The 21634-nt window shown below is 43.5% G+C and carries 21 protein-coding genes and 1 pseudogene; 17 read left to right on the top strand and 5 right to left on the bottom strand.

Going from position 1 to position 21634, the window contains the following annotated elements; genetic code table 11:
* Window positions 1-75 precede the first annotated feature (75 nt).
* The 6 genes and pseudogenes from P0M11_RS06350 (at window position 76) to P0M11_RS06325 (ending at window position 6512) form a co-directional block, all read left to right on the top strand.
* Window positions 76-348 (top strand): hypothetical protein, encoded by a 273-nt coding sequence (locus tag P0M11_RS06350; RefSeq protein WP_158063798.1) that lies wholly within the window; start codon window positions 76-78, stop codon window positions 346-348.
* Window positions 349-500: 152 nt separating this feature from the next.
* Window positions 501-755 (top strand): annotated as a pseudogene (locus P0M11_RS06345) (c-type cytochrome); the annotation flags it as partial.
* A 110-nt stretch (window positions 756-865) separates the two neighbouring features.
* Entirely contained in the window at window positions 866-2563 is a 1698-nt protein-coding gene (lysS, locus tag P0M11_RS06340) for a lysine--tRNA ligase (RefSeq protein ID WP_275624928.1), read from the top strand.
* Between the two features lie 244 nt (window positions 2564-2807).
* Entirely contained in the window at window positions 2808-4742 is a 1935-nt protein-coding gene (gene gyrB / locus P0M11_RS06335; protein ID WP_275624927.1) for a DNA topoisomerase (ATP-hydrolyzing) subunit B, read from the top strand.
* A 70-nt stretch (window positions 4743-4812) separates the two neighbouring features.
* Window positions 4813-5634: an RsiV family protein gene (locus P0M11_RS06330; protein ID WP_275624926.1), complete on the top strand. Its 822-nt coding sequence runs from the start codon at window positions 4813-4815 to the stop codon at window positions 5632-5634.
* Window positions 5635-5663: 29 nt separating this feature from the next.
* A complete protein-coding gene (locus P0M11_RS06325) occupies window positions 5664-6512 on the top strand; it encodes a diacylglycerol kinase family protein (protein ID WP_275624925.1) in 849 nt (282 codons plus the stop codon).
* A gap of 27 nt (window positions 6513-6539) precedes the next feature.
* Here the strand turns inward: P0M11_RS06325 and P0M11_RS06320 are convergent, their stop codons facing one another.
* Complete coding sequence (locus P0M11_RS06320) at window positions 6540-7181, bottom strand: MarR family winged helix-turn-helix transcriptional regulator (protein WP_158063804.1); 642 nt, start codon at window positions 7179-7181, stop codon at window positions 6540-6542.
* Window positions 7182-7448: 267 nt separating this feature from the next.
* Between P0M11_RS06320 and crtI the strand changes: the two genes are divergently transcribed.
* The 7 genes from crtI to P0M11_RS06285 are packed head-to-tail and all read left to right on the top strand — an operon-like array spanning window position 7449 to window position 13341.
* Window positions 7449-8939 carry a phytoene desaturase family protein gene (crtI, locus tag P0M11_RS06315; RefSeq protein WP_275624924.1) on the top strand — a complete coding sequence of 497 codons (1491 nt, stop codon included), beginning with the start codon at window positions 7449-7451 and terminating at the stop codon, window positions 8937-8939.
* On the top strand, window positions 8932-9783 hold the full coding sequence (locus tag P0M11_RS06310; protein ID WP_275624923.1) for a phytoene/squalene synthase family protein: 852 nt from the start codon (window positions 8932-8934) through the stop codon (window positions 9781-9783). The genes crtI and P0M11_RS06310 overlap by 8 nt, the downstream gene beginning before the upstream one ends.
* Window positions 9780-10238 (top strand): hypothetical protein, encoded by a 459-nt coding sequence (locus P0M11_RS06305; protein WP_275624922.1) that lies wholly within the window; start codon window positions 9780-9782, stop codon window positions 10236-10238. The genes P0M11_RS06310 and P0M11_RS06305 overlap by 4 nt, the downstream gene beginning before the upstream one ends.
* Window positions 10239-10241: 3 nt before the next feature.
* A complete protein-coding gene (locus P0M11_RS06300; protein WP_275624921.1) occupies window positions 10242-10709 on the top strand; it encodes a sterol desaturase family protein in 468 nt (155 codons plus the stop codon).
* Window positions 10710-10718: 9 nt separating this feature from the next.
* A complete protein-coding gene (locus tag P0M11_RS06295) occupies window positions 10719-11426 on the top strand; it encodes a lycopene cyclase domain-containing protein (RefSeq protein WP_275624920.1) in 708 nt (235 codons plus the stop codon).
* Window positions 11427-11428: 2 nt separating this feature from the next.
* Complete coding sequence (locus tag P0M11_RS06290) at window positions 11429-11914, top strand: SRPBCC family protein (protein ID WP_158063810.1); 486 nt, start codon at window positions 11429-11431, stop codon at window positions 11912-11914.
* Complete coding sequence (locus P0M11_RS06285) at window positions 11911-13341, top strand: SDR family oxidoreductase (RefSeq protein ID WP_275624919.1); 1431 nt, start codon at window positions 11911-11913, stop codon at window positions 13339-13341. Before P0M11_RS06290 ends, P0M11_RS06285 begins: the two co-directional genes overlap by 4 nt.
* 181 nt (window positions 13342-13522) lie before the next feature.
* Here P0M11_RS06285 and P0M11_RS06280 read toward each other — a convergent pair whose 3' ends face one another.
* On the bottom strand, window positions 13523-14134 hold the full coding sequence (locus P0M11_RS06280) for a Crp/Fnr family transcriptional regulator (protein WP_275624918.1): 612 nt from the start codon (window positions 14132-14134) through the stop codon (window positions 13523-13525).
* Between the two features lie 6 nt (window positions 14135-14140).
* Window positions 14141-15826, bottom strand: coding sequence for a gamma-glutamyltransferase (ggt, locus tag P0M11_RS06275; protein ID WP_275624917.1), 1686 nt, complete (start codon window positions 15824-15826; stop codon window positions 14141-14143).
* 89 nt (window positions 15827-15915) lie between these two features.
* Between ggt and P0M11_RS06270 the strand changes: the two genes are divergently transcribed.
* Window positions 15916-16878: an NAD-dependent epimerase/dehydratase family protein gene (locus P0M11_RS06270; RefSeq protein ID WP_275624916.1), complete on the top strand. Its 963-nt coding sequence runs from the start codon at window positions 15916-15918 to the stop codon at window positions 16876-16878.
* 134 nt (window positions 16879-17012) lie between these two features.
* Here the strand turns inward: P0M11_RS06270 and P0M11_RS06265 are convergent, their stop codons facing one another.
* Together P0M11_RS06265 and P0M11_RS06260 are read right to left on the bottom strand one after the other, a co-directional pair.
* Entirely contained in the window at window positions 17013-18221 is a 1209-nt protein-coding gene (locus P0M11_RS06265) for a metallophosphoesterase (protein WP_275624915.1), read from the bottom strand.
* A gap of 67 nt (window positions 18222-18288) precedes the next feature.
* Window positions 18289-19356 carry a ketoacyl-ACP synthase III gene (locus P0M11_RS06260; RefSeq protein ID WP_275624914.1) on the bottom strand — a complete coding sequence of 356 codons (1068 nt, stop codon included), beginning with the start codon at window positions 19354-19356 and terminating at the stop codon, window positions 18289-18291.
* A gap of 94 nt (window positions 19357-19450) precedes the next feature.
* Here P0M11_RS06260 and P0M11_RS06255 point away from each other — a divergent pair, with 94 nt between their 5' ends.
* The 3 genes from P0M11_RS06255 to P0M11_RS06245 are packed head-to-tail and all read left to right on the top strand — an operon-like array spanning window position 19451 to window position 21575.
* Window positions 19451-20020, top strand: coding sequence for a hypothetical protein (locus tag P0M11_RS06255; protein WP_275624913.1), 570 nt, complete (start codon window positions 19451-19453; stop codon window positions 20018-20020).
* 9 nt (window positions 20021-20029) lie between these two features.
* Complete coding sequence (ubiE, locus tag P0M11_RS06250; RefSeq protein ID WP_158063818.1) at window positions 20030-20749, top strand: bifunctional demethylmenaquinone methyltransferase/2-methoxy-6-polyprenyl-1,4-benzoquinol methylase UbiE; 720 nt, start codon at window positions 20030-20032, stop codon at window positions 20747-20749.
* Window positions 20750-20792: 43 nt separating this feature from the next.
* Window positions 20793-21575 carry a porin family protein gene (locus P0M11_RS06245; protein WP_275624912.1) on the top strand — a complete coding sequence of 261 codons (783 nt, stop codon included), beginning with the start codon at window positions 20793-20795 and terminating at the stop codon, window positions 21573-21575.
* The last annotated feature ends 59 nt before the right edge of the window (window positions 21576-21634 follow it).

Below are 21634 nucleotides of genomic sequence, written 5' to 3'. Positions count from 1 at the left end.
TAATTCTTGAGCTCTTTTTATGTGTAAAGCCGCAAATTAAAACCTAATGTCCTATTTTTGTCCAAATTTGATATTATGAAAAAGCTACTTACATTAACATTCGCCACGGCACTTATTGCAGCCAGCTGCAGCAAAAAAGACAGTACTTACAAGCAGGACAGCAATACGATGCTTGCCGAGCCGGAAGTTTCTGAAATGGATACAACACAAACCATCTCCGAACCCACTGCAACTTCCACCTTCGAGGGTCCTGGACCAAATGCCAGCGGAGATACAATTAAGCCCTATCCTGCGGGAACTACTTCTACAGGAGCCACAGATAAATCCAAGCCGTCAGGGAATGAATAAATTCTTTATGGCCTGTATAGTTGCAGGTCTGCTGATGACTTCATGCGCTAAAAAAGAGACTTCTTCTGTTCCTGATTTTGACGCACCACCAGCTTCTGCGCCGGAAAAGGTTCAGGAAATTTAAGGCGGAAGATCTTATGGCCAGAATAACAGAAGGTAAATCACTTATAGAAGGAACCGACTGTATGACCTGTCATAAAACAGACAGTAAACTTATCGGTCCTTCCTACCTTGAAATTGCGGCAAAATATGATAACAGTCCGGAAAACCTTGAACTGCTTGCCGGCAAAATAATTGATGGCGGCAGCGGTGTGTGGGGTAGTGTCCCAATGTCTGCCCATCCCGGCATGAGCCGTGACAATGCAAAGAAGATGGTGGAATACATTCTGAGTCTGCGGGTAAATTAGACCTTAGCTAAGCAATATACAGCAGCCCGTACGGCTGCTTTTTTTATGCCCAGCTGTTCCGTTTACTGCAGAAATTTAACTAAATTTGCCCTCTTAAAAAGCAAGCAAACATGCAGTTATCAGAACAGGAAATCATCAGAAGAGAAAAGTTGGCAACCCTTACCAAAATGGGTATTGACGCTTTTCCGGCAGAGGAATATAAAATCTCAGCAACTACCAAAAGTATAAAGGACGATTTCACTGAAGGTAAACAGGTGCAGATTGCGGGACGACTAATGAGCCGAAGGATTCAGGGTAAGGCAAGTTTTGCTGAGCTCCAGGATTCCGAAGGCAGGATTCAGGTTTATTTTAACAGGGATGAAATCTGTACAGGTGAAGACAAAACCCTGTACAATGAAGTTTATAAACACCTTTTGGACATCGGTGATATCATCGGTATTGAAGGTGAACTTTTCAGTACTCAGGTGGGTGAGAAAACCGTAATGGTAAAGAATTTCAAAATTCTTACGAAATCCCTTCGTCCGCTGCCGCAGCCACGTACCGATGAGAACGGAGTGGTCCATGACGCATTTAATGATGCAGAACTGCGTTACAGACAGCGTTATGTAGACCTTACTGTAAATCCACATGTAAAGGAGATATTCGTTAAGCGTACAAAACTTTTCAACGCCATGCGTACCTTCTTCAATGATGCAGGCTATTTTGAGGTAGAAACACCTATCCTTCAGTCTATTCCCGGTGGTGCAGCTGCCAGGCCTTTTATCACGCATCATAACGCGCTTGATATTCCACTGTATTTAAGGATTGCCAATGAACTTTATCTGAAAAGACTTATTGTTGGGGGCTTTGATGGTGTTTATGAGTTTTCCAAGAACTTCAGAAATGAAGGGATGGACCGTACCCATAATCCGGAATTTACGGCGATGGAAATCTATGTGGCCTATAAAGACTATAACTGGATGATGGACTTCACTGAAAAACTGCTGGAATTCTGTGCGGTTCAGGTAAACGGTACCACTACTGCTACCTTCGGCGAGAACCAGATTGATTTTAAAGCTCCCTATCCACGGGTGTCCATGACGGAAGCCATCCAGAAGTTTACAGGTTTTGACATTACAGGAAAAACCGAAAAAGAACTTTACGATTTTGCTAAATCGATTGGTATTGAGGTGGACGAAACCATGGGCAAAGGAAAACTCATCGATGAAATTTTCGGTGAGAAGTGTGAAGGTAACTTCATTCAGCCTACATTTATCACTGATTATCCGGTTGAAATGTCGCCTTTAACCAAAAAGCACCGCAGCAAAGAAGGCCTTACCGAACGTTTTGAACTGATGATCTGCGGAAAGGAGGTGGCCAACGCCTATTCGGAGCTTAACGACCCAATTGATCAACGCGAACGTTTTGAATCTCAGCTTGCACTTTCTGAAAGAGGGGATGATGAAGCGATGTTCATTGACAACGATTTCCTGCGCGCCCTGGAATACGGGATGCCGCCAACTTCAGGTCTGGGGATCGGTATGGACAGGTTAATTATGTTCCTTACCAATAACGCTTCTATCCAGGAAGTACTTTTCTTTCCTCAGATGAAGCCCGAGAAAACAGTTCCGCAGGTGGAACTCGGCGAGGACGAAAAGGTTATTTTGGAGATCCTGAATTCTCAGGAAGAAGCCATGCAGCTGTCAGAGGTTAAGGAACGTGCACAATTATCCGGTAAGAAATGGGATAAAGCGACCAAAAACCTTACGAAATTTGAAATGATTAAGGTTGAAAAATCGGCTGATGAAATCCTGATTTACCTGGTTTAATACACTCCATCAATTTAATAACGGGCTTCGGTCCGTTATTTTTGTTTAAAGGGTCTCTGTACCTTTCACATAACTCCCGTGTTCCGGGTTTACAGCATTACTTTAAATAACATTTTTTAACTTTTATATCCGGGTAAAAATCGCGATATTTGTAGGTCTTTGCAAACCGCAAAAACAATCACTAAATTATACATTAAATAAATATTTTGCTGCACATTAATTTGCAGCGGCAAAAACAAGCAGTATGAGTCAGAAACAATATACAGCAAGCAGTATTCAGGCCCTGGAGGGTATGGAACACGTGCGGATGAGACCTTCCATGTACATAGGTGATGTAGGTTTACGGGGTCTTCATCATTTGGTTTATGAGGTTGTGGATAATTCCATTGACGAGGCACTGGCCGGACACTGCGATACCATTTCGGTCACCATACATGAGGGAGAATCTATTTCAGTAAAGGATAACGGACGCGGGATTCCGGTAGATTTCCACGAAAAGGAGCAAAAATCGGCTCTGGAAGTAGTAATGACCAAAATTGGTGCAGGTGGAAAGTTCGACAAGGATTCCTATAAGGTCTCCGGTGGTTTGCATGGTGTGGGGGTTTCGGTTGTTAACGCACTTTCCGTATCTCTTGTGGCAACAGTAAACCGTGACGGCAAGGTATATCAGCAAAAATATTCACGTGGGGCAGCCCTTGGGCCGGTGAAGGAGATTGGAACAACAGACGGGAGAGGTACGGAAGTATTCTTTGAACCTGATGAGACTATTTTTCAGGAAATACTGTTTAATTATGATACTCTGGCCGCACGCCTGCGCGAACTGGCCTTCCTGAACCGCGGTATCTCCATCACCCTTACAGACGAAAGGGTAAAGAATGAAGACGGATCATTACAGCAGGAAACATTCTATTCTGAGGGCGGGCTTAAGGAATTTGTTGAATTCATCGACGGCAACCGCGAGGCCATCATGGATAATGTGATCTTCATGGAGGGCGAAAGGGATGATATTCCCGTGGAGGTGGCCATGCGCTACAATACGTCATTCAACGAGAACTTACATTCTTATGTAAATAATATCAATACCCACGAGGGAGGTACGCACCTTACAGGTTTCAGACGTGCACTTACCAGGACACTGAAGAAATTTGCCGATGAACTGGGCATACCTGCCAAGGAAAAGGTAGAGGTTACCGGCGATGATTTCCGTGAGGGTCTTACAGCCATTATTTCGGTTAAAGTGATGGAGCCTCAGTTTGAAGGTCAGACCAAAACGAAACTTGGTAACTCCGAGGTTGCAGGTGCTGTGGATAAGATCGTGGGTGAAATGCTGACCAATTTCCTGGAAGAGAATCCTAACGAAGCCAAGATGATCGTGCAGAAAGTAGTTTTGGCGGCTAAAGCGCGGCAGGCTGCCAAGAAAGCACGTGAAATGGTGCAGCGAAAATCACCTATGGGCGGAGCCGGACTTCCAGGTAAGCTTGCAGACTGCTCTTCCAAGGATCCTGCGATTTCAGAAATCTACCTGGTGGAGGGGGATTCGGCAGGTGGAACTGCCAAGCAGGGCCGTGACCGTCATTTCCAGGCGATTCTTCCGTTGCGCGGTAAGATCCTGAACGTGGAAAAATCCATGATCCATAAGGTCTACGATAATGAGGAGATTAAAAATATCTATACGGCTCTTGGTGTGTCGGTAGGAACTGAAGAGGACAGCAAAGCACTCAATCTCTCTAAACTGAGATACCATAAGGTAGTGATCATGACCGATGCCGATGTGGACGGTTCACACATTTCCACACTGATCCTGACCTTCTTTTTCCGTTATATGAAGGAGCTTATAGAGCAGGGCTACGTGTATATCGCATCGCCGCCACTTTACCTCCTGAAGAAAGGTAATAAGAAGATTTATGCCTGGAACGAAAAGGAGCGGGAAGATTACACACTGGAAATGTCTCCGGACGGAAAAGGGGTTGATGTACAGCGTTATAAAGGTCTCGGTGAGATGAACGCTGAACAATTATGGGAAACCACAATGAATCCGGATCACCGTACGATGAAACAGGTAACAATAGACAACGCAGGTGAGGCCGACCGAATCTTCTCCATGTTAATGGGTGATGAAGTACCGCCAAGGAGAGAATTCATTGAGAAGAACGCTAAATACGCACGTATTGACGTCTGATTTAAGTTGGATCCATATGTAAAACCGTCCGGCTTGGACGGTTTTTTGCTTTTCAATTCAGATGACTACTATGAAACAATTACTTTGTACGCTGACACTTGCAGGCGTTCTCTCGGCAAGCTGCAACAAGAAAACTGTGGAAAAATCTCTGCCGGACACTTCATATAACAAAACGGATACTACAGCGGCCAGGGAGAAGGTATCTTTTGCTGTGGATTCGCTTAAAATCACTGATTCCGCTGTAATTTCCCCAACGCTTACGCTGGAATACAGCCAGAATGTGCTGCTGTTCAAAGGTTTGAAAAAGGCCGTTCTGGACACTCTTTATGCTGATGTACTTTTCCAGGATGGTAATGTATTGCCCAACTATTCAAAAACTGCTGTACAGAAAGCCGCATCTGACCGTATGCACAGCTACTTTGTAGATTCCCGTACAGATTACCGGGATTTTATGCCCGAACGGTCTCAAAAATGGGATCAGCATTCTGCGATGAAAGTTCACGGTAATTACCACGGATTACTGACTGTTCAGTATACCGGTTATGGATACACCGGCGGCGCACATGGGTATGCGTATGAGAATTACAGGACAGCCGATATTATTCAGCAAAAAAATATCAAACTGGAGGATATTGTTGATGTAGAAGCAGTTCCGTGGAATCAGCTATTGCTTGCACATCTGGGTTCGCGTAAAGGTGAGCTTTTCGAACCGGCAACTTTAACCTATACCCAAAATTTCTTTTTTGATCAGGATTCACTTACTTTCGTTTACGGGCAGTATGAAATAGCACCCTATGCTTCCGGAATAATTCAGATAGCACTGCCGCTGTCCAGGATTTCAGGAGCGCTGAAGCCAGAATTTAAAGAACGCGTGGGTATACCGGCCAAATAATTAGCTTTTCTTTATCTACATTTGCAGCTATGTTGCGCACCGCTTTTATAATCAATCCACGTTCTGCAAAAAACAGTGCAGACCACTTTCTCAGACAACTAAAGGCCCGGATACCGGATCCCCTTGTCCATATTTCCCAGTCGGTACAGTCAACACATGATTTCATCCTGGAAAATTTTGATGAGGCAGATATTTTTGTTGCAGTTGGCGGAGACGGTACCATATCCAGTGTAGCTTCAAACCTGCTGAACACGTCAAAACTCCTGGCTGTAATTCCGGCAGGATCAGGTAACGGTTTTTCGCGTGAGATGAAATTTTCTTCAAGCCTGGATCACTTGCTGGGTAAAATAAAGGCAGGCAATGTTGAGGAGATTGATACTTTCACGGTGAACGGCAGGATTTCCGTCAATGTTTCAGGTACCGGTTTTGACGGCGAAGTAATACAGACTTTCGAGCAGACCTCCCGTGGTTTTGCCAATTACATCCGCACTTCCCTGGCAAAATACAGGAGTTACAGACCCATCAAGGTACGTTTTGAAGAAAAATACAGTGACTGCAACGGCGAATATCTGATGATTAACGTGGCCAATACCCGGCAGTTTGGTAACAATGCCTTTATCGCACCTCACGCCAGCCATAGTGACGGACTGCTGGAGATCGCCCTGGTGCGGAAATTCCCTTTCATACACGCACCGGTTTTTGCATACCGAATGTTCTCAAAAAAACTCATTCCAAATCAGTACATAAAATATCTGTCCGTGCCGGAAATCCGGTTTGAGGTCGATAGTGATGTCTGGCACCTGGATGGTGAGGGTGTCAAAATACCGTCGCCAGTGCATATAAAAATATGGCCAAAAAGCCTGAAAATTGTTGTGTAAATTTTCAGACAGGTTTTTTTGAAAAGTTTAAAGCATTTTCATAATTTCATCGGTGTCTTCATTTTTGAAGTTGGAGTAAACCGTGTGATGAAAAGTATTCAGTTTTTTAAGTGAGGAAAGAAGTGCTTCTTTTTCCTTGAGGCTGAGTTGCCCACACATGATCCTGGAAACTTTGGTAATGTCCTGCATGGAGTCTAAAAAAACATTGCGGCCCTTCTCCGTTACTGAAATCCGTGTGCTGCGCTTGTCATTCTCATCAGGACTTTCCTTAAACAAGCCGTTCTTTACCAGACGTTTAATGATTTCAATGCCCGTCTGCTTTTCGTGCGCATTTTTTTCAATGAGTTGCATTTTCGTCAGGCTCTCATAATCCATCATCCGGAACAGATAAGTGAAATCCTCATTTGCCAGGGCAGGATGGTTTTCCAGTGATTTTCGGATAAGCTGTTTGGAGTATCGTCCAAGCATGATCACCTGCTTGGCGATTTCATTCTCCAGATCATATACCTTAAGGTCAAATTTTTCAGAAAGATTCCTGGGAGTCTCTCTTTGGTAAGCTCTTTGGTTAAGGTGCATGCGGAAATCTTCCAGACTTTGCTGGTTTTGTGGATGACTTTTCTGAAAATGGTCCAGTTCTGTCAGAATTTCAATGATAAGATGAAGTTCCATCGTTTATTTAAGTTCAGACCGTCTCATTATAGGAAACTTGTGGTCTTGTATATAAATTGATCCCTGCAAAGATACTGAGAATACAGGCAGATGCCAAACTGTAGCGTAAGCAGTCCATACAGCAGATGCATCCTGTAAAAAGATTGTGATTCAGTACTTTAAAAAAGCAGTATATTTATTATTGATTTTCCTTATTGTAAAGATAGTCAAAAATATTTCCAAAGCAAGTATAAAAGTATACTTTTGTACTAATTGATTTTAGCCCTTATGAAAAAAGCAGTTATCATTGGATCCGGTTTTTCATCTTTATCATGTGCCTGCTATATGGCCAAGGCCGGTTACGAGGTAACGGTCCTGGAGAAAAATGAGCAGATCGGCGGACGCGCTTCCATGCTGGAAGGCGATGGCTTCCGCTTCGATATGGGACCCAGCTGGTATTGGATGCCTGATATTTTCGAAAGGTTTTTTGCTGATTTTGACCGTAGGGTTGCCGATTATTATACACTGGAAAAGCTCTCACCTGCCTACAGGGTATATTTTGGCGAAGATGATTACATAGACATCGCGGATAATCCTGAAAGCATTATCCAGACATTTGAGAAAATAGAACCCGGTAGTGGCGCTCATCTTCGCAGGTTTATGGAAAAAGCAGAGGCTAATTACAAAGTAGCCATGACGGACCTTGTGTACAATCCCGGTAAATCCCTGCTTGAACTGGTAAGTCCGGAAACAGCTGCACGTCTTCCCTTATTTTTTCAGAATATTTCACAAACTGTCCGCCGCAACATTAAGAATCCTAAGTTACGCAGCATTCTGGAATTTCCCGTGCTCTTTCTGGGCGCAAAACCGTCGGATACTCCTGCTTTCTACAACTTTATGAACCATGCGGATTTCGGCATGGGCACCTGGTATCCGAAAGGTGGCTTCAACGCGGTTGCAAGGGGAATTCATCAACTGGCGGTTGAATTTGGGGTAGCATTTAAGGTTAATGAAGAGGTGAAGTCGATAGACTGCCAGGAAAGCAAGGTGAAATCCGTAACTACTCAGAACTCCACTTATTATGCAGATGTTGTGATCTCCGGCGCCGATTACGCCCATACCGAAACTTTACTCCACAGCGGCCTGCGGAATTATTCAGAATCTTACTGGCAGAAGAAAACTTTTGCTCCTTCATCGTTCCTGTATTATGTGGGATTCAACAGAAAGGTGCCGAAGTTGCAGCATCATAACCTTTTCTTTGACACCGATTTTGAGGAGCATGCCCGTGAAATCTATGATACCGGTGCATTGCCCCAAAAACCTCTTTTTTACGCCAATTTCTCCAGCAAAACAGATCAGGGGCTTTGCGATCCTGATAAGGAAGTAGGCTTTTTCCTCATTCCCGTGGCTGTGGACCTTCAGGATTCGCAGGAAATTCATGACCGCTACTTTGATCTGATTCTGGAGCGCATCAGAAAAAACACGGGTGAAGACCTGCGGGACGCAGTTGCTTTTAAGAAGAGTTTCGGTGTGCAGGATTTCAAAGAGCGCTATCATTCCTGCAGGGGCAATGCCTACGGTCTTGCCAACACGCTTCTGCAGACTTCCGTGCTGAGGCCGAGAATTGACAACAGGAAACTAAGCAATCTTTTTTATACGGGACAACTCACGGTGCCGGGCCCCGGAGTTCCGCCCGCGCTTATTTCGGGAAAAGTTGTCGCTGAATATATTTGTAAAGAACACAAATCACCAAATCACCCACATTATACCTATGAATAATCTTGACATTTTCCACACAGTTTGCGGCCTGTCCTCGAAGATGGTGACGCAAAAATACAGTACCTCATTTGCATGGGCGTCCACACTGTTTAAACCTGACATCAGACAGCATATCTACAATATTTACGGTTTCGTGAGATTCGCCGATGAGATTGTTGATACTTTCCACGGGTATGATAAGGCCCAGCTTCTGGCAGAATTTGAATCCTGTTACCGCAGCGCAGCCGACAAAGGGATTTCTTTAAATCCCATACTGCACTCGTTCTGCCGCACCCTGCATGAAAAAAACATTCCTGCTCATTTGGTGGATTCGTTTTTAGATTCCATGCGTATGGACCTTGGTGTTATAAGGAATTTCAATGATTCCCGCTATAATGAATATATTTACGGAAGTGCTGAAGTGGTAGGTTTAATGTGTCTGAAGGTTTTTGTGGACGGAAACGACGAAGAATATGAGCGACTGAAGCCGTATGCTCAAAGCCTGGGTGCGGCCTTTCAGAAAATAAATTTTCTGCGGGATATTGCAGCCGATTTCAATGACCTGAACAGAACCTACTTCCCTGAGGTGGATTTCAGTAAGTTCAGCCTGGGCGACAAACAGAGGATAGAGGAAGACATTGCCAGAGATTTCGCTCATGCCTTCATTGGCATTAAAATGCTGCCTATTTCCAGTAGAATGGCCGTTTTTATGGCTTATAAATATTATCTCAACCTGTTCCTGAAGATCAGGAATACCGAGCCGGCACTGCTGCTCACCAAAAGAATCAGGGTGTCCAATGCAAGGAAGATTTATCTTTTTGGCGAGATGTTGCTTAATAAGAACCTAAATTTGGTGCGGCTGTGAAAAAGTTATTTGCCTTAGTTTTGTTCAGTTCGTTTGTGCTGGTTAGTAGTCAGGATCTTGAGCGGTTCCGTAAACTTATGCAGCAGGCTGAGCATTCGGATTCGGCCTCCAAAACGCTTTTTGAAGATTCCCGCAGGAGCTATGATTCAAGTCGTAAACCTATTGCCCTGGCATTCTTTGCGCTTGGAAATTTTCTGATGGCCAAACATTCAACCAATCCCATCACCCAGTATTATTATTTCAGCAAAGGCCAAAAAGCGCTGGACGAAGCGGTGAGGAAGGATCCAAAAAATCTGGAGATCCGTTTTATACGTTTTATGAGTCAGGATCAGGCACCTGCGGTATTAGGTTATCGCTCCGATTTGGCCGCGGACAGAAAGTTTATCTTATCTGAAATGAAACGCAGTTCAGATGCTTACCTGATAAGGAAAATAAAGTCATATTTTAAGATGTAAATAATGGAAGTTCTTTTTTATATTTTAATTACTGTTGCTGTATTTGTAGGTATGGAAGGGATTACCTGGCTTACGCACAAGTACATTATGCACGGGCTGGGTTGGTATTTTCATGAGGACCATCATCAGCCCGGATATCCGCATGTTTTCGAGAAAAATGATTTCTTTTTCTTTGTATTCGCTGTTCCGTGTATGCTATTGTGTTATTTTGGAAGTTGGTACGGTCTTAACTGGCTTTTCTTTGTAGGATTGGGCGTTTTTCTGTACGGCATGTGCTATTTCATGGTGCATGATGTCCTTATTCACCGCCGTTTCAAGTGGTTCGACAAAACCAATAACTGGTATTTCCGGGCACTGAGAAAAGCACATAAGATTCATCATAAACATTTGGGAAAGGAAGACGGCGAATGTTTCGGCATGCTGTTCGTGCCGCTGCGCTACTTCCGCGAAGCAAAATCATCAACAAAATAATTATCCGTCTTGCAGCATTACTACTATCTGTTACTTGATCTTCTGAGTTTCTGCATTCCGTTTCTTTTCAGTTTCGAACGAAAAAGAATGCATTTCATCCAATACTGGAAACCTTTTTTTTCGGCGATATTCATTGTTGGACTGTTTTTTATTGCCTGGGATATCTGGTTCACAGAAATGGGTGTCTGGGGATTTAATGATGACTATCTTATTGGTCTCCGGATTATAGGGATGCCGTTGGAGGAATACCTCTTCTTTCTTCTTATACCTTATGCGAGCGTCTTTATCCATTACGCACTGGAGTATTTTCTCCCAAAGCTTGTACTCAGTAAATCTGTCACTCATTATATCTCCCTTTTCCTGTTTGTTCTGAGCGCGGCCATTGCTGCTCTTAACATAGATAAGATCTATACTGTCACCGCATTTGGTCTGTTCTCATTGCTGATGCTTTTTCAGCTGATTTTCCGGTGGAAATTTGCTTCGCGGTTTTATATAAGTTTTGTCATCATATACATCCCTTTTTTCTTTGTTAATAATGCCCTAACCGGCAACTATTCAGCTGAGCCCGTGGTGTTTTATGATGATGCTGAGAATCTGGGAATCCGTGTGGGAACTATGCCACTGGAGGACAGTTTCTACTGTTTTGCTCTGCTGTACGGTATCGTTTTGGTGTTCGAATATTTTAAACTGAGATGGCAGAAACCTTTAACCCTATAAAAATGAAGCTTAAAGTAGTAAAACAGTCCGGCATCTACACCCTAACTTCAGAGCAGGAACTTCCTATATCGTTGGATGAAGCCTGGGCGTTTTTCACTGTTCCAGGCAATCTGGACCGGATCACCCCTTCAGAAATGAAATTCAGTATTACCAACAGTCCGGGCCAGCATACGTACCAGGGACAGATTATTACCTATAAAATCGGAATAATTCCATTAATCAAAAGCAACTGGATTACCGAGATTACACACTTTGTCCCTAAGAGATTTTTTGTGGATGAACAACGCTTCGGTCCTTATGCCATGTGGCATCATGAGCACCATTTTACCGAAACCGGTGACGGACGTGTCCTGATGAAAGACATAGTGAATTTTAAAATGCCCTTAGGCATCTTTGGCGACATACTTGCAGGTGAAGCTGTAAAAAAGCGTGTGGTTTTCATATTTGAAAGCCGATACAGAATACTGCAGAAACTCTTCTCTAAATGAAAATTTTTCTTACCGGTGCCACAGGTTACATTGGCAAACGTTTACTTATACAGCTTCTGGAAGAGGGGCATACTGTAGTTTGTTCCGTGCGCGATCCCAAGCGATTCAGTACCAGGCTGTACCAGAATCACGTGAACCGTCTGCAGGTTGTACAGAATGACTTCCTGGATTCCGCCACGCTGGACAATATTCCTATAGATCTAGATGCAGCCTATTATCTTGTGCATTCCATGTCTTCAGGCGAAGGCGATTTTGCCAAAAAGGAGCAGCAGTCCGCAGATAATTTCCGTACGGCTATGGAAGCAACGAGCGTAAAGCAGGTCATTTTCCTGACCGGAATAGTGAACGAACAGAAACTCTCCAGGCACCTGGAATCGCGGAAAAGGGTAGAAGAGTCGCTTAAAAGTGACAGATATGCACTTACGAGTCTGCGTGCCGGAATCATAGTGGGCTCAGGCAGTGCTTCATTTGAAATCGTACGCGACCTTGTGGAGAAACTTCCGGTAATGATTGCTCCAAAATGGCTGAACACAAAATGTCAGCCCATCGCAATACGGAACGTGATCCAGTTTCTGGTGGGTGTTCTGGGCAAGGAATTTACCTTCAACAAAAATTATGATATTGCCGGCACGGATATTCTGACTTATAAAGAAATGCTGCTGCAGTATGCTCAGGTACGCGGATTGAAAAGGCATATTTATATGGTGCCGGTGATGACGCCCAAGCTGTCCTCCTATTGGCTTTACTTTATTACAAGTACGAGTTATCCCCTGGCAAAGAACCTGGTGGATAGTATGAAGATCAACGTGATAGCCAGTAATAATACGCTTGCTGAGGATCTTGGTATTCAGCTTTTTTCTTACCGCGAGGCGATTCTGATGGCTTTTGACAAGATTAAACAGAATGATGTGCTTTCCAGCTGGTACGATTCATTCAGTGGGACCTTTCATGCTCGTAATGTCTGGCAATATCTTGAAGTGCCGTCAAAAGGCTGTTTCAAAGATGTCCGTTCCATGACGGTTGACAATGAAGATTCTGCACTGGAGCGAATTTTCAGTATTGGCGGCAAGACCGGCTGGTATTATGCCGATTTCCTGTGGCGGATCCGTGGTTTTCTTGATAAGATATTTGGAGGTGTAGGACTTCGGCGGGGCCGGCGGAATCACAGTGAGCTGGAAGCCGGAGACTCTGTAGATTTTTGGAGGGTGCTTTATGCCAGTAAGGAAGAAAAACGGCTTTTACTTTTTGCTGAAATGAAAGTTCCGGGCGAAGCCTGGCTCGAATTCAGAATAAAAGATGGAGTACTGCATCAGGAGGCAACGTTCAGGCCATTGGGTTTGTCCGGAAGACTGTACTGGTATGCAGTCCTGCCGTTCCACGGGCTTATTTTTAACGGGATGCTTAAGAAACTGGCTGGAAAAGATTAGTTTGTCACTTGAAATAAAAACTTGCCCATTGTTGCGAGGTTTCGGCTTAATAAATGGTATTTAACATATTATTTAACCGAAAACTGACCTAATGCAACAAAGGCAAGAAATTGAAAGGCAGATTCTCATCATTTGTGTTCCCGAATCTGTACAAATATATTCCTCTCAATACTTCCACCGCTTAACATTTGTTTATTTTAGAAAAATTTCCTTTTTCTTTGCGGATTCGGGAAAGATGAACTGGAGAAATATTTAGCCATGATGCAAGATGTTTGAGAGGCACGACGTCTAAATAGTGAGAGAAATGGGTTTCAATGAGATCATAATTCTCGCTTGCACTATTGAAATTCAGTTTGTTACCAAATTTTAGTAAGCTTACGTAATGTTCCTCCATAATAAGCAGTCCAAACAGGGCCCAGTCGTGATACAAAGTGTATAGTTTCATTAAGTCCTGTCTGTCTATGGAGTAGACAATGGAATCCTCATAGCAGTAAATATTGCAGTTACTGGTAGTTTGGGAGCTGAAACTTTCAAATTCAGTTATTACAGAGCTTTTCTGCTCCAGCCAAACTGTTTTTTCTTCAGCCTCCCCGTTTACGAAAAAGCACCGTGTAATTGAATTTTCAACCATGAAAATCCGCTTACAAACCTCGCCCTCCTGTAAGATAAATTCTCCAGCTTTATAGTAATCCACCTGAAATTCCGCCAGGCCGGCTTCCAAAATATCCAAATCAAAATCCGGTTTATACCCCAGAACCTTTTCTCTGATAAAATTTTTATTTTCTTTATTCATAGTTTATTATTCTAAACCTACAGAATCATCGCCGCGACTGTCAGCAATTGCTGTCGTCATTCCCGTATCATCAAAGACGATTAATTCTGTCCTGCCAATCTGTTCCGTTTTAACAAAACTGTAATTCTTTTTGATCAGTGACTCTATGGTCTTTTCTGGAAACGTCCTTTCAACAAGGACGCCCTCTGGCAGCCACTGATGGTGAAACTTGGGCGAATTTACGGCTTCTGATGGGTTTAACCCGAAATCCACAATATTTACTATCGACTGAAACACGGAGGTTGGAATTGTAGTACCGCCCGGTGTTCCTACAATGATGAACGGTTTACCCTTCTTCATAACAATAGTGGGTGTCATTGAACTCAGCATCCTTTTACCCGGTTGTATGGCATTGGCTTCTCCACCTACGGCACCAAACATATTGGGTACTCCGGGTTTAACTGAGAAGTCATCCATTTCCTTATTCATGAAAAATCCTGCGCCTGCTACAACCACTTTACTTCCATATAATCCGTTGAGTGTGGTGGTGACAGATACCGCATTTCCTTCCCGGTCCAGTATTGAGATATGCGTTGTTTCCGCAGATTCTTCCGGCAGCGCTGTGATTTTACCTACAGCAGCACTCGGAGTTGCGAAATTTCTGTCAAAATTTTCCCAGCGTTTCTTCAGATACTCTTCAGAAATCAGCATCTGGGTTCTGTCTTCAGTGAAATCCGGATCGCCCATAAATTCGGCACGGTCAGCAAAAGCCCTGCGCTCAGCTTCCACCATTATCTGGACCGCCTCAGGTGAGTTATGAGTAAACTTTCCGAGGTTTTGAAAATCCGACATCTTCAGCATTTGCGCGAGCAATATTCCGCCACTTGAAGGCAAAGGCATGGATACTATTTCATTCTCTTTATAACGGAAAAGCAGGGGTTGCCGTTCAACAGCTTTATAATTCCGAAGGTCCTGCAGTTCAATGATGCCTTTACCCCGTTTCATTTCAGCGACAATCAATTCTGCAGTTTTACCTTCATAGAATCCTTTGGCGCCATCCTTTTGTATTCTTGTCAGTGTTTCAGCCAGTTCCCTCTGGACCAGCAAATCTCCTTTCTTCCACAGTTCTTTTTTCTGAAATACCGAGCGAATGGTATTGTGTAGATTAAATTGAGGCATTTGGCGGTTAAGCAAAGCTGCTTCACGCGCTGTTATAGTAAATCCTTTCACTGCAAGCTCTATGGCAGGCTGTATTAGGACATCCATCGGCAGATTGCAGTGCTTTAGAGTAGCAAACATTCCTGCTACAGAACCCGGTACGCCAACGGCAAGCCTGCCGTTTTGGGACAGGTCTGTATCGGCATTGCCTTGTCTGTCCAGATACATATCCCGTGAAGCTTTTGCCGGTGCAGTTTCGCGGTAATCCAGGGTGAATTTTTCGCCGCTGCTTTTTACCGCGACCAGAAAACCTCCGCCGCCCAGATTTCCCGCTTGCGGATAAACCACTGACAGAGCCAGTTGGGTTGCGACGGCTGCATCAAAAGCGTTGCCGCCAAGCCGTAATATGCCTGCTCCAACTTCACTTGCCAGCGGATGAGCGCTTACAACCACACCTTTATCTTTAGTACGTACTTCCTTGACCACATTGATTTCGGTGAACTGCGCAAGCGTGATAACCGGCCAAAACAGAATAATCAAAAGCATATTTTTCATCACAGGAAGTTTTATCAAAAGTAAAGAATACTTTTATTAACGTCTCAATTTTTCTAAATTTGCCGGTATCTAATTTCTAAACAAAAAGCATGGAGTCCTACACGGAAAAAATCCTGATTACAGGTGCCCTTGGGCAAATTGGAACTGAGCTCACCAACAGACTTGTTGAAATTCATGGCGCCGAAAATGTGGTGGCTTCCGGACTGGACCGTTACGATAAAAACCTTACCTCTGCAGGCTATTATGAAAGGATGGACGTATCCAATACTCAACTTGTCAGGCAGGTGGTGAAGGACTACGAAATTACAACTGTGTATCATCTCGCTTCACTGCTCTCCGGAACATCTGAGAAGCAGCCATTATTCGCATGGAAGCTTAATGTAGAACCTCTGCTTAACTTCTGTGAACTTGCGCGGGAAGGTTTGCTGAAAAAGATTTTCTGGCCAAGTTCTATTGCTGTTTTCGGTAAAGGAATTCCCAAGCATAATGTAGGGCAGGACGTAGTTCTGAATCCGACAACCGTTTATGGCATCTCAAAAATGGCCGGTGAAAAATGGTGCGAATATTATTTTGATAAATATGGTGTGGATGTAAGGAGCATCCGTTATCCCGGACTTATTTCCTGGAAAACACCTGCCGGAGGTGGAACCACGGATTACGCCGTTGAAATTTTCTATGAAGCTGTGGAAAAAGGCAGCTATACCAGCTTTATCTCCGAAGAAACTGCTATGCCTATGCTTTATATGGACGATGCGATCAACGCCACACTCCAGCTCATGTCGGCTCCTTCCGAAAATCTGACGGTTCGTTCCTCTTATAATCTCGGCGGAATGTCATTTACTCCCCAGGAGCTTGCAGCAGAAATCAAGAAAGAAATGCCTGAGTTTGAAATTGATTACAACCCGGATTTCCGTCAGGCAATTGCCGATTCCTGGCCTTCATCCATTGATGACAGCGTGGCAAAAAAAGACTGGGGACTGAACTATGAATTCGATATTACGGATATGACAAAGGACATGCTTAAGAACCTTAAAGTAAAATTAGAGAAATAGAATTTGGTTTAAATAATCTAAATCAACTATCAGAAAATCAGTTGAGAAGAGGATTTAATTAAATAATACTTTAAGTTAACACTTTTTATATTTGCCATAAAAAACGGGACTGCATATTGCAGTCCCTTTAAAATTTAACTAAGTTCAAACACGGTGATCTCGGGATCTATACCCACCCGTCCGGGGTAGGCAATCACACCAAATCCCCTGTTCACATAGAGATATCTGCCTTCACTTTCATATAGGTCTGCCCATTTCTTATAACGGTACTGCACGGGACTCCATTTGATGTTTTTCAAGTCCAGGCCAAACTGCATTCCGTGCGTATGGCCCGAGACGGTGAGTTGCACATTGGATGGATGCTTTTTCACCACTTCATCAAAATGTGACGGATCATGGCTCATCAAGACTTTTATCGCGTCGGACGGTATGCCTTTGGTCGCCTTGTTAAGGTCTCCATATTGCGGAAAAGGCTTGATGCCCCAGTTTTCAACACCTATCACGAAAAGGTCCGCACCTGCAACGGTCAGTTTCCGGTGTTCGTTTAGAAGGGTTTCGAAACCGGCTTTTTTCAGAAGTTTGATCAGGTTGGGAACATTTGCCTTCTGTTCTTCTTCAGACGCCCACTCGCCATATTTTCCGTAATCATGATTGCCCAGAACCGCAAACTTACCGTCAGGTGCCTTAATCTCGGAAAAAAGCGGGATAAACCGTGAGAATTCTTCCGCATAGTTATTAACTACGTCACCGGTGAACAGCACAAGATCCGGTTGCTGACTGTTGATCAGTTCAATCGCGGGTCTTAATTTCTCAGGGTTAAAAAAACTGCCGCTGTGAAGGTCGGAAATCTGCACGATTCGATATCCTTTAAGTCCTGCTGGGAGATTCGGAATTTTAAGCTTTACCTTACGCGCTTTGTGACGGTATTTTCCAAATATAATTCCATCGGCAAAGAGACCTGCCGCCAGTCCGAACAAACCTATGCCTGTCAGACTCAGAAATTTTCGGCGTTCCGGATATTCCGACGTAGGGTTAGAGGTCACGTATTGATAACCAAACTGAAAAAGTCTCAGTATGTCGTCTATCAGCAACATCACAACCACCAAGAGTTTTGGAAGAACAAAGATCAGAAAAACAGATACGATGATCTGTATACGGTGATGCTCACGGTCCGCGCGGTCCAGTGTAAGAATAAGGTAAACCAGAGTGACATAGGTAAGTATGGTAACGGTCCAGTACATGGTCCTGGCTGCGCCTTTGTCAAAAATATTCCGGAAAGCCTGAAAGACGTAAAATTCCAGAAAGAAGATAAGGACAGTGAATATCAGAAAATTCCTTTGCATAGGGATAAAAACTAAAAGGCACAAAAATCAGAAAATTTTGTGCCTAAATTGATTGATGTGATCTTTTTTACGGGAAACGGTAGACAATACAGTTGATGTTCATACCGGCGCCTACGGAAGCGAGCAGGATGTTGCCTTTGTCCCTGAACTTATGACCCTTCATTTTACCTTTTTTGATCATATTGAACATGGTAGGAACAGTAGCCACGGATGAGTTGCCCAAAAACTGAATAGTCATGGGGGCGATAATGCGGTCATAATCGCTGTGCCCGTACAGTTTCATAAGACGGTCTATAATTGCATGGTCCATTTTGGCATTGGCCTGATGCAGGAGGATCTTATCGATATCATATATTTCCAACCCTGCATTGTCAAGGGTAGCTTTCATTGCAGCTGGAACGTTCTTCAACGCATATTCGTAGATCTTCCGTCCCTGCATACGAACATAAAGCGGAATCTGACTGGCTTCTTTGTTCAGTGAAGGTGCATTTTCCAGATAATTAAGTTCTGCGTCATTATCGCAGATGGTGTTATGCTCCAGAATACCTACATTTTCCTCTTCAGTGGCCTGCACTACAACGGCACCGGCACCGTCAGCAAAAATCATCTTGTTCCTGTCGTATGGATCAGTTACGCGGCTCAGCGTTTCGGCACCCACCACCAGGATCATTTTCGCTGCACCGGCTTTAATTAGGTGGTTGGCCATAATCATGGATTCCACCCAGCCCGGACAGCCAAAGATCATATCATAAGTAATACACTTTCTGTTCCTGATGCCCAGTTTCTTTTTCAGACGGGCGGCCATATTAGGCATGAAGTTAGAGCGTGTGCTCTCGCTTACCTCACCAAAATTACTGGCATAAATAATATAATCAAGTTCTTCAGGATTGATTTTCGCGTCCTCTATTGCCTCCTGAGCCGCGATAAGACCGATATCGGAATTCATTTGGGTGTCATCCACATATCTGCGGGTCTCGATCTCCGTGATTTCTACGAATTTGTCTATGATTTCGGCATTTGGTTTATCGATGCGCTGGCCCTCTTCGGTATAGAATTCACTGTCCAGGAAATGGTCTCTACCTACTACTCTTGGCGGAAGATAGCTTCCTGAACCTATTATTATTGTACTCGGCATTTAAATAAAAATATACCTGCAAATGTAAGAATTAAAATCTAACAGGACAGAACCAAAAATATTACTAAATTTGCAGAAATATCACCGAAAAACAATGAAAAAAAACCCCGCCCTTACAGGCTTTATAATTTCCGTTTTGTTCGTAATTATGGCGTTTGGGGTCTATTTTCTTTTCCTTTCCAAGAAAGACTATTACCTGGTGGACAATCCTACTCCTGAGATCTATTATTTCAGGATTAATGACGATGCTGAACGTATTATCACTGCAGGGCAGTATATAAAAGTGGACCTGCCTAAAGGCACGAACCGGATAAAGGTTTATGATGAGAAGAAAAGCATGATTTACGATTCTGCCTTTAATGTAAACAAAGTGCGTGGTCTGCTTAACATCAGTCACCAGGATTATTACATCAATACCCAGTATTATGGGTATGATCTGAAACGTGATTCTCTGCTTTTGGCTCTGGGTACTACAATGATTGACGGCAAGGCGTACCACGGTGCACCTAAGCTCTTCAACAGCTTATATACAGAGGATTTCTATTACAATCTGGACGAGCGGTATGATCCGGTGATCAAGAACATACAGAAAGTGGAAGCTCGCACCAAAATATTCCGTAAACAGGATTTCCTGAATTACTACAAAGATTATTATCAATTTTAATTAACAGATTTGGAACAGATAAAACCCTATAATTCGGATGCCAGCAAAAAAAGTGAAGTGGAGGATATGTTTGACAACATAGCTCCCAAATACGATTTGCTGAACCATGTACTTTCGATGAAAATTGATGTAGCCTGGCGGAATACACTTGTAAAGTGGATGAAGAAGGATTCCGTGGAAAAGGTTCTGGATGTGGCTACCGGCACCGGAGATCTGGCAATTGCAGTCCATAAAGGGACACAGGCCGAGGTCGTAGGGTTGGATTTATCTCAGCAAATGTTAAATGTTGGTCTGGTTAAAATAAAAAAACTTAATTTAGACGGCAGAATTTCCATGCAGAAAGGTGATGCAGAGAACCTTCCTTTTGAAGATAACAGCTTTGATGCGGTTTCAGTGGCGTTCGGGGTTCGTAATTTTGAAAATCTGAACAAAGGGCTCGCTGAACTTAGGAGGGTTGTTAAGGAGAACAGAAGCGTGTACATACTGGAATTTTCTAAGGTGGAAGGCTTCCTGGGACCGTTTTATATGTTTTATTTCAGGAATATCCTGCCCAGAATCGGCAAGCTGATCTCTAAGGATCACAGAGCTTACAGCTATCTGCCGGATTCGGTAAATGCATTTCCGTATGGAGAGAAGATGAAGAATATCCTGCTGGAAACAGGATTTAAAAATGTTGAATTTAAGAAGCTGAGTTTAGGCATTGCCACAATTTATAAAGCTACCAAGTGATATCCGGCGCCAGCGCAGGATGTTGTAAAAATTAATATAACACATGAACAGAATTTTATTTAAGTCTTTGGTCCTGTCGTCGTTGGCATTTGCCACTTTTGCAGATGCGCAGTTCCGTACAAGAAACCGGATGGATAAACTGGAAAGTTTTGACCAACAGAAATTCAGCTGGGGCTTTTATCTTAATGGGGCAATGTATGATTACCGTTTGGTACTGGATCCCAGATACGGGATGGATGTTAACCACAATCTCGTAACCTCCAAGCCCAGCTACGGATTTGGTGCCGGCCTGATTGGTAAGATGCGCCTTAACGATCATTTTGACTTAAGACTGGAGCCGGGACTGCAGTTCATTCAGAGAGAGCTTCGTTTTGAAACTCAGAGCAATGACCAATATTCCGACGGTACGCTTACCAATCCTAAGTTTACTCCAAAACAGCTTACTGAAGCAGATAAGGTTCGCAACATCAAGGCAACCATGCTGGATATACCTGCGATGATCGAGGTACACGGCGACCGCTGGTACAATACCCGTGCCTATGCTGCCGCTGGTGTAAATTACATTATGAACCTGCAGTCCAATGCAAATAACAGTGACGACAACCTTCAGGGCGTATTCCGTTCCACCACACATAATTTTGCATGGTCGGCGGAAATGGGTGTTCAGATTTACTTTAACCGGTTTAAACTGACGCCGGGCTTCAGAGGGACCTTCTTCCTGAATAATGAAATGGTTTCCGACGATCCGGCAACGCCACCGTACTGGGCAAAATCAATTAGCACGGCACAATCCAGAGCTTTTATGTTTATTCTTAAATTTGAATAAGACAATTTATACAATCTATAGGAAAGAAGGTTTATTTAGCCTTCTTTTTTTATGCTTTC

Source organism: Kaistella sp. PBT33-4, from assembly GCF_029194425.1.
Classification (GTDB): domain Bacteria; phylum Bacteroidota; class Bacteroidia; order Flavobacteriales; family Weeksellaceae; genus Marnyiella.
Note: the sequence above shows the minus strand (reverse complement) of the source record. Positions and strands in the feature narration are given on the sequence as shown.